Genomic DNA, 14,107 nt, shown 5'->3' on the forward strand with positions numbered 1-14,107 from the left:
TTTGCTTGTTTGAATGTAAAAACAGATGCGTTAAGCAATAACGTTTTTCACTGACTCACGTTAGCTTAATGTTGTTACTCGCTTGCATTGGTGTAGGCATATTAATATAAGGAAAATCCATGGACAGTATTAACATCTGGGAATGGGTAGGATATTTAGCCTCTGTCGTTGTGGCTATTTCGCTGATGATGTCAGACATTAAAAAACTACGCTGGTGGAACTTAATTGGTGCAGGGTTGTTTGTGGCTTATGGCCTCGCGATTGATGCGATCCCTGTGGCGCTGGTTAACTTTTTTATTGTATTAATTGATCTCTATTATTTAGTGAAGTTATACCGTGAGCCTACTCCACCCACTGAATAGTCACATTGTGTCTCGATAAAGCCAAATAATCAGTTTGGCTTTTTTATTGCCTGCATTTTAGTTTTAATCTGTTTTTCCTATCCTTAATAAATTACATAATCGTTTTTTTAGTTTGCAATAATCTATTTTAATCGTTTTATGTAATTATGAAGTGCTTCTATTATGTGTCCATCGAATGATGAGTTGAGTGAGGAAAATCATCATGGCAACAGTTTATGACTTAATTGAGCAGTGGTTAGTAGACCGCACATAGGAGCAAAAAAATGAATCAAGGTAATTATTTAACCAGCCAAAATGGCGCCCCGGTAGCAGATGATCAAAATTCAATCTCGGCTGGTGAACGTGGTCCACTGCTTTTACAAGATTGGCATTTAATAGAGAAGCTGGCTCATTTTAACCGTGAACGTATTCCTGAGCGTGTGGTACATGCTAAAGGGACTGGTGTATATGGGACGTTTACATTAACTAAAGATTTAAGTGAATTTACCATAGCGGATCATTTTAATGGTGTCGGCAAGCAGACTGAAACATTTATGCGCTTCTCTACGGTAGGCGGAGAAATGGGGTCAGCAGATGCAGAGCGTGATCCACGCGGTTTTGGACTACGTTTTTATACTGCTCGTGGTAACCACGATATTGTCGGTAATAATACCCCGACATTCTTTATTCGTGACGGTATTAAATTCCCTGACTTTATTCACACTCAGAAACGTCACCCACAAACTAATTTAAAAGATCCCCAAGCAATGTGGGACTTTTGGGCGCTCAATCCAGAGTCGATGCATCAGGTGACCATATTAATGTCAGACCGTGGTATTCCGGCTAACTACAGACAAATGCATGGTTATGGTTCGCACACGTTCTCGTTTTGGAATGCTAAGGGTGAACGTTTTTGGGTTAAGTTCCACTTTAAATCACAGCAAGGCGTGGTAAATTTAACCGGCGAACAAGCAGATATACTAAAAGGGATAGATCCTGATTCATCACAACGCGACATGGTGGCAGCAATTAATGATGCTAACTTCCCGCGTTGGACTGTGAATGTGCAAATTATGCCAGAAGCTGATGCCAATACTTACGCCATTAATCCATTTGATTTGACTAAAGTATGGCCGCACAGTGATTATCCGTTGATTGAAGTGGGTGAACTTGAGCTAAACCGTTTACCACAAAACTACTTTGCTGAAGTTGAACAAGTGGCATTAGCACCAAGTAACTTAGTGCCAGGAGTGGGGGCGTCGCCAGACAAAATGCTGCAAGCCCGTTTGTTTTCATATGCAGATGCGCAGCGCTACCGTATAGGGACTAATTACAATCAATTACCCGTTAACTGTCCGCATGCCGCTAAAGCCAACCATCATCAACGTGCTGGTGCTATGGCAGGAACACAGTGTCCTTATCAAGGTAGCCAAACCGGTGGTGATGCCAGTGTTAATTATGGTCCTAACAGTGTTGCACCACTCACTGAAAATGCAAGTTTTGAAGAACCACCGTTACGTTTAGAAGGAGAGGCTGCACGCTTTAGTCGTTATAACCAAGATGACTTTACCCAAGCGGGTAATCTATATCGTATCTTCAGTGAAGCAGAGAAAAATCGTTTAGTGGAAACGATTGCGGGCACACTCAGTCAAACAACCTTAGATGTGCAACAAAAAATGGTCGATCATTTTACTAAAGCGGATGTTGATTACGGTCAACGTGTTAAGCAGGCTTTGGCAAAGTAACCTGTATTTTACCAAAGAATAAGCGACGATTAAGGTCTTAACGCTAACAGATTAGTTGTTTAGTAAAACAGGAAGATAATCATTATCTTCCTGTTTTACTATTCATCACTAATATATGTGGGCGTGTAACCAATTATGGGGAATATGCACGCTTACCAGTAAATAGGGACTTTTAAGGCACTTTTTCGCGAATGCTCCATGGCAAACAATAAACTGGTTTCTTTATTATCTAACCAAGCTTCAATATTAAGCTGATGCTGTGCACTCAAATGCCTTAATATTTTATATGCAGATAACGTACTAATGCCTAACGCTAAGTCTTGCCATGGTGCCCGAAAAGCCTCGCGCTTTTTAGCGGGATACATTTCTCCATAAGCAAACCCAACTAAGATACTTTCATCCAAAGCATCAGCAACGTGTTGGTAATCAATACTGTTCATTTCAGCGGTTATCGGCATTGATTTTCCAATACGTTTCCATGAGGCTTGCTGTAGCTGGTTGGCAAATAAACCTAATTCGGGATAATGACGGCTTTCATTTTTGCCGCTTTCAGCGGTTAATAGCAAATCGACCAATGCCAATTGTAATTGACCATACTCAGGATGTTGCCATATTGAGCCTAATTGAGTTGATATCGACATTGAGTCGATATAGTTTTCTAGTTGTAGGCAAACAAGGGTTTTATTGTTGATGTTGGCAAGTGGTTTAGCATCGTCTTGTAATAATAAACAACAACTTTGCAGTGGGCTAACAAATGCCAGAGCCTGCTCAAGATGATCGAATAATGGGCTGGTGTGCTGATCTAATAAACCAAATTGATTTAAGGTGAGCCTGAGTAAGCGCACACAGCGGCGTAATTCGCCCCACAAGGCTGATTGTTGATGAACATCACCAGTTGGCAGCGTTAATATATTCTCAATCAATTGCCAGCGCTCAAGACCTGTTTCTAATAATGTGCTCAAGGCTTGCTGCATATTATTGTTTTTTGGTAATGAGACATAATCAATATGCTCAATGGTGAACGGCTTTGATTTGCCTGCAAGTTGATAACCGCGTTGAGCTTTACTGGCTTTACCTAAGCGAAATGGTACTGACTTAGCGACTTCTGTTGCGAGTATTAATAATGCAGACGTCTCTCCTGCGAGTAATTCAAATTCGAGTTCGCATATAGGGTCAACTTTATCATCAGCAATTATTTCACCTACATCTAGTGCAACCTCAACAAGGCTATCATTAAGGTATATATGCCAAGTTTGACGCTCAAAGTTGGTTTCAAAAATACATTTTAGCGATGTTGACACCTTGTCGAGATCATTTCCCTCTGGCCAAATTTCTTTTGGGAAACGTGACAAGATCGGTGTTTTTTGATCAATGCTGACATTATATTCAGGACGGGAATGGATCCCTCCTACGACCCTGCCTGCTGTTTTTATGGTCTGTTCGAGTTGATTGTCAAAACCTCTTACGCGTAAGCCCATATCCCAACGACGCAGTTGTAAGTCGTCGGTATCGAAATATCCGTTGGTGAGTTTTTTCTGCCCTTGAGGGCTTGAATTAGGGTAGTCATTCAATATATTTTTTAACAAATCATGATGTTGTGATTGAATGAATAGTTTTAACTCTATTTCTGCGTCCATTGACTTTATGTTTGCCTTGTCATCAAATATTCACTAATGCGTCACATTATCTTCATAATGTCATATTGTTGTAATAAAAATCTCTTAGGATAGCATTGCTCGCATCATATATACTGAGCAACGATAACAGAGAAACTGTCGTACGAAATTAAAAAACACAGTTTCATTATGCGGACGCTTGGGTTAACATGCGCCCGCTTTTTCCAAACTGGAATTTATTAAATAGGTAAACGGCAATGCCAGTAAACTCTATTTTAGGTGTGTTTGCAAAATCACCTCTTAAGCCTTTAGAACTACATATCGACAAAGTACATGAGTGTGCATCACTTCTTGTTCCTTTCTTTGACGCAACCAACTCAGGCGACTGGGATGAAGCGATAAAGATCCGCAAACAAATTAGTTTGCTTGAAAAAGAAGCGGACTCACTCAAGCGTGAAATTCGCCTGACTCTTCCTGGTGGATTATTTATGCCTGTTGAGCGAACTGACTTGCTTGAGTTATTAACTCAACAGGACAAAATCGCTAACAAGGCAAAAGATATCTCTGGCCGTATTATTGGCCGTCAGTTAGTCCTTCCTCAGCCTATGCAAGATGCCTTTGGTGCTTATCTAAAACGTTGTTTAGATGCCGTATCACTTGCGAAACGGGCTATTAACGAACTCGATGATTTACTCGAAACCGGTTTCCGTGGTCGTGAAGTTGAGTTAGTTGCCAAAATGATTAATGAATTAGATCTTATCGAAGAAGATTCTGATGATTTACAAATTCAAGTGCGTCGTCAGTTGTATGCATTAGAATCTGAATTGAATCCGATTGATGTGATGTTCACGTACAAAATTATCGAATGGGTTGGAGGTTTAGCAGATATTGCTGAGCGTGTCGGTTCCCGCCTAGAGCTAATGCTAGCTCGTAACTAATCACAAAGGTTATCAAGGAAACAACATGGTTGATGTATTAGTCACCAACGGCCCTATGCTCATTATGATAGCGGCTGCATTTGGATTTTTGATGGCATGGGGCATTGGTGCAAACGACGTAGCCAATGCAATGGGAACCTCTGTAGGTTCTAATGCCATTACCATTAAACAAGCGATTATTATTGCAATGATCTTTGAATTCGCCGGTGCTTTTTTAGCTGGTGGTGAAGTCACGAGTACAATTCGTAAAGGTATTATCGACGCGAGTTACTTTACTGATGTCCCAGAATTGTTGGTATATGGCATGATTGCCTCATTACTTGCTGCGGGTATTTGGTTAGTTGTAGCGTCAGCGTTAGGCTGGCCAGTTTCGACAACGCATTCAATTATTGGCGCTATTGTTGGCTTTGCCGCAGTGGGTGTCAGTGCAGATGCAGTTGAATGGGGTAAGGTTGGCGGTATTGTAGGCTCTTGGGTAGTGACACCTGCTATTTCGGGTTTTATTGCTTATATCATTTTCCAAAGTGTGCAAAAGCTGATTTTTAATACCGATGATCCATTAGCAAGTGCTAAGCGTTATGTGCCTTTCTACATGGCATTGGCCGGTTTTGTGATGTCACTTGTGACCATTACTAAAGGCTTATCACATGTAGGCATAAACTTTTCAACAGTTGAAGCATATGCATTAGCAGCTGTGGTTGCAGCCGTAGTCGGTCTTGCAGGTAAAATTGCTATTAGTCGTTTAAAAATGAGCGATAAAGCCGATCTAAAAACCCAGTATGGGAATGTTGAAAAAGTATTTGCCATATTAATGGTTGTGACTGCATGTTGTATGGCATTTGCCCATGGCTCAAACGACGTTGCTAATGCGATTGGTCCTTTAGCTGCTGTGGTTTCTGTCGTAGAAAGCGGCGGTATTATTGGTGCTAAAGCGGTTCTAGCATGGTGGATTTTACCACTTGGTGCTGTTGGTATTGTTATGGGCTTGGCCATTTTTGGACAGCGTGTGATGCAAACCATTGGTAAAAACATTACGCATTTAACCCCAAGTCGTGGTTTTGCTGCTGAATTAGCTGCCGCATCGACTGTGGTTATTGCTTCTGGTACTGGTTTACCTATTTCAACAACGCAAACGTTAGTGGGTGCTGTGTTGGGTGTGGGCATGGCGCGTGGTATTGCAGCAATTAATATTGGTGTAGTACGTAACATTGTTGTGTCTTGGGTTATTACTCTGCCAGCCGGTGCTGCACTGTCTATTTTGTTCTTCTTCATTATCAAGAACATCTTTAGTTAATTTGACTAAGACGCAATGAAGTATTAGCAGAAATGTGAACGCTGAATGTATTTAAGAAGGAAGTCATATGACTTCCTTCTTGCATTCAGAGCATTTAATAAATAGCATGACAATAAGTTTTCTGAGTTTGGATAAATACCGTGTTAAGAGTACTTTCAATCCTTATATTTTTACTTGCGCCAAGTGGCGTATTTGCAGCCCAAGCACCAACGCGATTTATTTCTGATGATGTGTTCACCTATATCCACGGTGGACCGGGTAAAGAGTTTCGTATTATCGGTAGTGTTGAAGCGGGTCAGCCGATCACTTTATTGGATAATACCGAAGGTGATTTTACTCAAATCATTGATCATAAAGGTCGTGAAGGCTGGGTATTAACCAGTTTAGTTTCAGATCAGCCTAGTTTTCGTGAGCGTTTTCCTGAAATGGAAGCACAATTAAAACAGGCTAATGAGCAATTAAATAACATTACGCAAAATACTGACAATACTGAAGAATCTTTAACACTGTCTAACGAAAAAGTGTCTGAGTTAAAAGCCGCTCTTACCAAAGCGATTAAAGAACGAGATGATGCTAAGTCAAAAGTACAGCAAGCCGCGGATAACCAACGTTATGAAATGTGGCAGCAAGGTGGGTTAATTGCAGGTATTGGTGCGTTGATTGGTATTGTATTGGTGTATTTACCTCGTCCACAACGTCGTAAGAAAAGCCGTTGGATGTAACATCTCCAATAACGATGAGATTTTCGCGGATAAAGTGATACGACTAATGTCTCTCATTTGATTGTATAAAGGCCAACTATTCAAACGTTGGCCTTTTTTTTAATCTTTTTATTGATGAAATATATTCATATTCCATGTTGGTGTAATTATTAAAAAAGTTACTAATTAACATTAACTTAAACGTTTATTTTTGTTGTGACGTTAATTAACTAGCACATTGTTTCTGTCTGTTTCAGTGACCAAAATCAAACAATTATTAGCAAGTTTTCAACTTGAGTGTCCAAGTTCACATTTTGAATGTATAATCGCCGAAAATCAGATCGTACATTGTATACAAAATAAAATATTCGTGAATACAGTGTCCATTCAACAACGATAATAACCATCCTTAACCTGACCTAGATGGAAGCGAATACTATGTTCAAAGCGAGTGAAGTACTGGACGGCCGCTATGACAATGCCACTCTTGAGGAACTGTTTACTGCAGTGACCAACAACTACATTGTCGATGAAGAGCAATACCTGTCTGAATTAATTAAGCTTGTGCCTTCGTCTGAACAAGACATTGAGCAAGTGACTCGTCGTGCCCATGAGCTCGTGAGCAAAGTTCGTCAGTTTGAGAAAAAAGGTCTGATGGTTGGTATTGATGCATTTTTGCAACAATACAGCTTAGAAACGAAAGAAGGCATTATTTTAATGTGTTTGGCTGAAGCCTTGCTGCGTATTCCTGATGCTGAAACCGCTGATGCACTAATTAAAGATAAATTGTCTGGTGCCAAGTGGGATGAACACCTAAATATGAGTGGTTCATTGCTGGTTAATGCCTCAACGTGGGGGTTAATGTTAACCGGTAAACTGGTTAAGTTAGATCGTAATACTGACGGTTCGCCAAGCAATATACTTAAACGTCTGGTTAATCGTGTCGGTGAGCCGATGATCCGTCAAGCTATGTTAGCGGCGATGAAGATCATGGGTAAGCAATTTGTGTTAGGTCAGGACGTTAAAGAAGCGCTTAAAAATAGCGAAGCTAAACGTAAGTTAGGTTATACCCATAGCTATGACATGTTAGGTGAAGCAGCATTAACCGCCAATGATGCGCAAAAGTATTTTAACGATTACAGCAATGCTATTCGCGATTTAGGCGCGCAGCAATATGAAGAGTCTGACTCACCAAGACCGACTATTTCGATCAAATTATCTGCATTACACCCTCGTTATGAAGTCGCTAACGAAGATCGTGTATTAAGCGAATTATACGACACGGTTATTAAACTTATTATACAAGCGCGTGAACTCGATATTGGTATTTCTATCGATGCTGAAGAAGTTGACCGTCTTGAATTGTCATTGAAGTTATTTAAGCAGCTTTATCAATCAGAAGCTGCTAAAGGCTGGGGTTTGTTAGGTATTGTAGTACAAGCTTATTCTAAGCGTTGTTTACCCGTTTTGTGTTGGTTGACGCGTCTTGCTAAAGATCAAGGCGATGAAATTCCGCTGCGTTTAGTCAAAGGTGCTTATTGGGACAGCGAGCTAAAATGGGCGCAACAAGCAGGCGAAGCTGGCTACCCACTTTATACCCGTAAAGCCGGCACGGATGTGTCTTATTTAGCGTGTGCGCGTTATTTATTGTCTGATGCCACCCGTGGTGCTATTTATCCCCAGTTTGCTACCCACAACGCGCAAACCGTTGCTAGTATTGATGCGATGGCCGCTGATCGTTTATATGAATTCCAACGTTTGCACGGTATGGGCCAAGAGCTTTACGACACCATGCTTGCAGAAAGCGGTGCTAAAGCGGTACGTATCTATGCACCCATTGGCGCGCATAAAGACTTACTGCCGTATTTAGTTCGTCGCTTACTGGAAAACGGAGCCAATACCTCATTCGTACATAAACTGGTTGACCCTAATACCCCAATAGAAAGCTTAGTGGTTCATCCATTGGTGACGCTATTGGGTTACAAGTCGTTAGCGAATCAAAAAATTGTTAAGCCTGCTGATATTTTCGGTGCAGAACGTAAGAACTCTAAAGGATTAAACATGAACATTATTTCTGAGTCAGAGCCATTTTTTGCTGCACTGGACAAATATAGCGATACTCAATGGACAGCAGGTCCATTGGTAAACGGTAAAACCTTAACGGGTGAAGTGCAAACCGTTGTTAGCCCATACGATACTTCATTAACGGTAGGTAAAGTGGCTTTTGCTGATGCTAACGCAATTGAACAAGCCATTGCTGGTGCAGATGCTGCTTTTGGTGGTTGGGCACGTACACCTGTTGAAACTCGTGCTAATGCACTACAGAAATTAGCTGATTTATTGGAAGAAAACCGTGAAGAGCTGATTGTATTATGTACTCGTGAAGCGGGTAAGAGTATTCAAGATGGTATTGATGAAGTTCGCGAAGCAGTAGATTTTTGTCGTTATTACGCCGTACAAGCTAAGAAGATGATGGCTCAGCCTGAATTGCTTCCTGGCCCAACAGGCGAGTTAAACGAGCTGTTTCTACAAGGTCGCGGAATTTTTGTGTGTATTAGCCCATGGAACTTCCCGTTGGCGATTTTCCTTGGTCAAGTTTCTGCAGCACTTGCTGCGGGTAACACGGTTATTGCCAAGCCTGCAGAGCAAACCTGTTTGATCGGTTATCGTGCTGTGCAACTTGCGCATGAAGCCGGTATTCCTACCGACGTATTGCAGTTTTTACCAGGTACTGGCGCAGTTGTTGGTTCTGCAATCACTGCAGATGAACGTATTGGCGGTGTGTGTTTTACCGGCTCGACTGGTACTGCTAAATTAATTAACCGCACCTTGGCAAACCGTGATGGTGCAATTATTCCATTAATTGCTGAAACCGGTGGTCAAAATGCCATGGTGGTTGACTCAACATCACAACCCGAGCAAGTGGTAAATGACGTGGTGTCTTCATCGTTCACCAGTGCTGGCCAGCGTTGTTCGGCATTGCGAGTCTTATTTTTACAAGAAGATATTGCAGATCGCGTAATTGAAGTCATGAAAGGCGCCATGGAGCAATTAGTGATTGGCAACCCAAGTTCAGTGAAAACCGATGTGGGTCCCGTGATTGATGCTACTGCTAAAGCTAACTTGAATGCCCACATTGATCATATCAGCCAGGTCGGCAAGTTAATTAATAAACTTGAATTACCTGCGGGTACTGAAAATGGCCATTTTGTAGCACCTACAGCCGTTGAAATTAGTTCAATTAAGCTACTCGAAAAAGAGCATTTCGGACCTATTTTGCATGTTATCCGTTATAAAGCGGCAGATTTGGCAAAAGTGGTTGATGAAATCAACAGTACAGGGTTTGGGTTAACCTTAGGTATTCACAGCCGTAATGAAGGTCATGCGCTTAGCCTAGCAGACAAGGTTAACGTGGGTAACGTATACATTAACCGTAACCAAATTGGTGCAGTTGTAGGTGTACAACCATTTGGTGGCCAAGGATTATCGGGTACAGGTCCTAAAGCGGGTGGCCCACACTACTTAACTCGTTTTGTGACTGAAAAGACTCGTACCAATAACATTACCGCTATTGGTGGCAATGCGACGTTATTGTCACTAGGCGATGCTGAAGAATAAACCTGAAGTAGTTGCATTAAGCCCACTTTTTAGTGGGCTTTTTGTTATCTCGAGTTTAGGTTATGTGACCCTAATGGGTATAAGGCTATTTAATTATGAGGCAAATTAATGATGACTTTGGATATCATTGCGTTGTAAGCCACGACTGACATTTTTACACAGTTTTCCAAAGCGGCTGATATCGCCAAGTGAAGGTATAACGCCCTGGACAATGGCTGCGTCCCAGTAATTAACTTCAGCATCAACCAAATCGAGTAACTTTTTAGGGCAGCCAACACAGTTGTTGTTGGGGCCACAGCTAAATATACCGGGTTGATCAAATGGTAAGGTATTTTTTACTTGCTCAAGGAGTCGCTTCATTGCACTCACTCTGTCTGGTTTACGTTCCATAGCCTCACCTCTATATAAGTTAGAGAATCCTTGTCAGCGTAACAAATCGGCATTAGGTTATGATTAACGTACATCAATTTTTTAGTGAATAAAGAGACCTAAATAGATAAATTGATTATGGTTATGTAAAATATTTGTAGCAGTTCTCAGGTTTTAGAATAAAAAATGCTTTGGAAGCAAAGAAGTCTAGACGTCTAGATTGACAGCGGCGAACAGTTCTCTTATTCTTGGCACAACTTGTTATGATGTGACTGCAATATTTAGCACCTTTGAATCTGTTGTTAAATAATCACCGATGACCGAGATTGTGTCGTACTCGCTTTTCTCATCCAACAATCCCTATTCGTTAAGATAAAGAGAGATCATTTTGACCAAAGCTACTTCATCAGTTACCACAGCAGGAAACAGCCCGGCATCGTTTGTGGCGTTATTACCGTTATTTTTGTTTTTAGGATTATTTATTGGCGCAGGCTTATATTTTCAAAGCCAAGGTGTTGATTATGCGTTCTATCAATTACCCAGTGTGATTGCGATTCTCCCTGCCATCGTGTTGGCAGTTTTGTTGTCGAAACAGAAAATAAATAGTGCGATAGAAACCTTTATTGAAGGTATTGGCCATAGCAATATTATAGCCATGTGCTTAATTTATTTATTGGCAGGCGCATTTGCTGCAGTGGCTAAAGCCACTGGTGGCGTTGATGCCACCGTTGCGCTTGGCTTATCGTTTATCCCATCAAATTTATTATTGCCAGGTTTCTTTGTTATTGCCGCTTTTATCGCGACCTCAATGGGTACATCTATGGGCACCATCGCGGCGGTAGCACCAGTGGCACTAGGTGTCGCAGACCAAGCACAAATTGATTATGCCTTAATGGCGGGTGCGGTGATGTCTGGTGCATTATTTGGAGACAACTTATCGATTATTTCTGATACCACGATTGCGGCAACACGTACTCAAGGTTGTGAAATGAAAGACAAGTTCCGTGAAAACTTAGTATTTTCGATACCGGCGGCGATCCTCACCTTGATTGCTTTTTCGATTGTCGGTCAAGGACAAGCGGATATTGCAGCTCAGGACATCGAAATATTAAAAGTATTACCGTATTTAACCATTCTGGTGCTAGCTGTGATCGGTTTAAACGTCTTTGTAGTGTTGTCGTTAGGGATTGTACTTGCTGGCATGACAGGCGTGCTGAGCTCGGGTTATAGCGTTATTCAATTTGGTAATGATATTTATACTGGTTTTACTAATATGCAGGAAATTTTTATTCTGTCGATGTTAGTCGGTGGTTTAGCGGCGTTAATGCAGCAACAAGGCGGATTAACCTTTGTCAGTAAGCAAATTGAAGGTTTAATCAGTCGCTTTTCAAAAGCCAATGGCGAAGCATCAAGTCGTGCGGCAGAGTTAGGCATGGCAGCGATTGTTGCCGCCACTAATACCTGTGTTGCTAACAATACAGTATCGATAGTGGTCACCGGTGACATTGCTAAAGAGCTTGCTGAAAAACATGGGGTATCGCCAAAACGAGCTGCGAGTATTTTAGATATCTTTGCATGTATTATTCAGGGATTAATTCCACATGGTGCCCAAGCATTATTAATTGCCTCGGTGTTTACCATCAGCCCATTAACTGCAGTGTCTAATGCTTGGTACTGTATGATTTTGGCCGTTGTAGCGGTGATAATTGTAATATTTCGTCAACGTAATTAAATTGGCTACAGGGTAAATTACACTGTTGCTAAGGTTAACAATATTAAGGTTAAGGTGACGATTTAGCCGCTATTGCAACCAATGCCCAGTCAGTAACGATTGGGCATTTTTATTTTTGGTTTAAGTTTTTGGTTTAAGTTTTTGTTTAAATTTTGGTTTAAGTTTCGGCTTAGGTTTAGTTTTTTGGTTATGTGATTATCGGCTTTTACTTTTTGGCTTTCCGCGTTAACATTCTCATCCCATTTTTGACATAAGTATCGTTCAGTGACAGATAGAGTCCGTAATTATGATTTACACCTAGTGATTGTATTTATGTCATTGGCTGCGGCTGTAATCTGCTCTTTTGGTGTAGGAAGTGCGTTAATCGTGCAAGCCGACGGCATCAATTTGGACATGTTGACGATCCGCCCCGATACGCTTGGCGATTATATGCATTCGTCGTTTGCAATCGTGTTTAATTTATCACTATTAGCAGGTGGCTCATGCTTCTTACTCGCCATGGTGGCGGTGTTTAATACTTTCCCTGATTTATTGAGCCGCTACATCGCCATTATTGGTGGCGTAGTGGGTGTGAGTATTGTGCTAATGGGTGTGTTTCCGATTAACTTTCTAGACTTACACCGTAAAGCGTCGACGCTTTATTTATTCAGTACTATTTTTTTGCATTGTATTTGCCTACTTGATTACTTTAAACCTGGCAGCACGATGACCAAGCGAATGCTTAGTTTGAGCATTATTTCACTGTGTAGTGGGTTATTATTATTAACGTTGTTCGATTGGAGTCAGCTGGATTTTACCGAGTGCTCAACGGATTTACCTCAGTATTGTATTGTGTCTTCAGCCATGTGGACATTAACGCAAGCGAATATTCTATGGTGTATTTGCCTTGGGTTAAGCCTACTGACAACCATTAAAACTCAACAACATAGTGTGTATCAATTTCTCGAAACCCGTTAACGTCTATTTATTCTTGCTTGAGTACTATCTATGACATCAATGCGATTAAGTCTATGACATCAATGCGATTAAATCTATGACATCAATGCGATTAAGTCATTATTTGGCGGTGTGTGGTGTGGCGTCAAGACGCCAGGCTGCACGGCTTATCGACAGTGGTCGAGTGAGTATTAATCATCAATTAGCTAAACACACTGATCGAGTTAACCTTTGCGAAATCGAGACAATTCTAGTAGACGATAAACCGATCCTTGCTGTGCAAGATAAACAGTATTGGCTATATCATAAGCCTGTTGGAATTGATTGCCGTTTATTAGTTGATGATCCTCACAGCTTACTGCATGTATTACCTGAGTTACCAAGGTTGTATCCTGCAGGGCGTTTGGATAAAGATTCTCGTGGTTTGCTACTACTCACTAATGATGGTCAATTAACGCAAGCGCTCATGCATCCCGATTATTATCATCCTAAGACATACGTAGTCCAAGTTGATAAACCTATTAGCGCTAGTTTTCTATTGATGATGACAAAGGGTGTTAGTTATGGCGATGTGCAAACTCGACCATGCGAAGTTCGGCCATTGAGCCTGGCGAGTGCAGAAGACAGGTTTGAGATTGTATTAACCCAAGGATTAAATCGGCAAATACGCCGTATGTGCAAAGCATTAGGTTACAAGGTGATTGATTTAATGCGAACACAATTATTAGATATGCGTATTGATGAGCTTGCAGAAAAAACAATGCGGCCATTAACGGCCGCAGAGTTATTGAGTCTTAAACGTGCAGTAAACTGAACG

The 14,107-nt window shown here is 41.2% G+C and carries 11 protein-coding genes; 9 read left to right on the forward strand and 2 right to left on the reverse strand.

The genetic code is table 11. The annotated features are described in order from the left end of the window. Positions 1-119: 119 nt before the first annotated feature. Complete coding sequence (locus GUY17_RS03080; protein WP_101086174.1) at positions 120-362, forward strand: YgjV family protein; 243 nt, start codon at positions 120-122, stop codon at positions 360-362. A gap of 263 nt (positions 363-625) precedes the next feature. Beyond that, positions 626-2,086, forward strand: a complete 1,461-nt coding sequence (gene katB / locus GUY17_RS03085; protein ID WP_162022266.1) for a catalase KatB — start codon at positions 626-628, stop codon at positions 2,084-2,086. Between the two features lie 152 nt (positions 2,087-2,238). On the opposite strand, the gene GUY17_RS03090 is transcribed toward katB, so the two are convergent. After that, a complete protein-coding gene (locus GUY17_RS03090) occupies positions 2,239-3,723 on the reverse strand; it encodes an inorganic triphosphatase (RefSeq protein ID WP_162022267.1) in 1,485 nt (494 codons plus the stop codon). A 236-nt stretch (positions 3,724-3,959) separates the two neighbouring features. On the opposite strand from GUY17_RS03090, the gene GUY17_RS03095 reads away from it, so the two are divergent. The 4 genes from GUY17_RS03095 to putA all read left to right on the forward strand — a co-directional run bounded on the left by GUY17_RS03095 (position 3,960) and on the right by putA (position 10,253). Further along, complete coding sequence (locus GUY17_RS03095; protein WP_059747637.1) at positions 3,960-4,640, forward strand: TIGR00153 family protein; 681 nt, start codon at positions 3,960-3,962, stop codon at positions 4,638-4,640. A 25-nt stretch (positions 4,641-4,665) separates the two neighbouring features. Then, on the forward strand, positions 4,666-5,934 hold the full coding sequence (locus tag GUY17_RS03100) for an inorganic phosphate transporter (RefSeq protein ID WP_162022268.1): 1,269 nt from the start codon (positions 4,666-4,668) through the stop codon (positions 5,932-5,934). A 140-nt stretch (positions 5,935-6,074) separates the two neighbouring features. Further along, a complete protein-coding gene (locus tag GUY17_RS03105; RefSeq protein ID WP_162022269.1) occupies positions 6,075-6,656 on the forward strand; it encodes a TIGR04211 family SH3 domain-containing protein in 582 nt (193 codons plus the stop codon). A 402-nt stretch (positions 6,657-7,058) separates the two neighbouring features. Continuing rightward, complete coding sequence (gene putA, locus GUY17_RS03110) at positions 7,059-10,253, forward strand: bifunctional proline dehydrogenase/L-glutamate gamma-semialdehyde dehydrogenase PutA (RefSeq protein ID WP_174839624.1); 3,195 nt, start codon at positions 7,059-7,061, stop codon at positions 10,251-10,253. 105 nt (positions 10,254-10,358) lie between these two features. Here putA and GUY17_RS03115 read toward each other — a convergent pair whose 3' ends face one another. Next, the gene (locus GUY17_RS03115) at positions 10,359-10,643 is read right to left on the reverse strand and encodes a hypothetical protein (RefSeq protein ID WP_162022271.1); all 285 of its coding nucleotides are present in this window, start codon (positions 10,641-10,643) and stop codon (positions 10,359-10,361) included. Positions 10,644-11,010: 367 nt separating this feature from the next. Between GUY17_RS03115 and GUY17_RS03120 the strand changes: the two genes are divergently transcribed. From GUY17_RS03120 to GUY17_RS03130, 3 genes are all read left to right on the forward strand, one after another. Continuing rightward, the gene (locus GUY17_RS03120) at positions 11,011-12,354 is read left to right on the forward strand and encodes a Na+/H+ antiporter NhaC family protein (RefSeq protein ID WP_162022272.1); all 1,344 of its coding nucleotides are present in this window, start codon (positions 11,011-11,013) and stop codon (positions 12,352-12,354) included. A gap of 264 nt (positions 12,355-12,618) precedes the next feature. Continuing rightward, on the forward strand, positions 12,619-13,311 hold the full coding sequence (locus GUY17_RS03125) for a hypothetical protein (RefSeq protein WP_162022273.1): 693 nt from the start codon (positions 12,619-12,621) through the stop codon (positions 13,309-13,311). Between the two features lie 85 nt (positions 13,312-13,396). Then, positions 13,397-14,104, forward strand: a complete 708-nt coding sequence (locus GUY17_RS03130; protein ID WP_162024265.1) for a 23S rRNA pseudouridine(2604) synthase RluF — start codon at positions 13,397-13,399, stop codon at positions 14,102-14,104. The last annotated feature ends 3 nt before the right edge of the window (positions 14,105-14,107 follow it).

It is taken from the genome of Shewanella sp. Arc9-LZ, from assembly GCF_010092445.1.
In the GTDB taxonomy this organism is placed as follows: Bacteria; Pseudomonadota; Gammaproteobacteria; order Enterobacterales; family Shewanellaceae; genus Shewanella.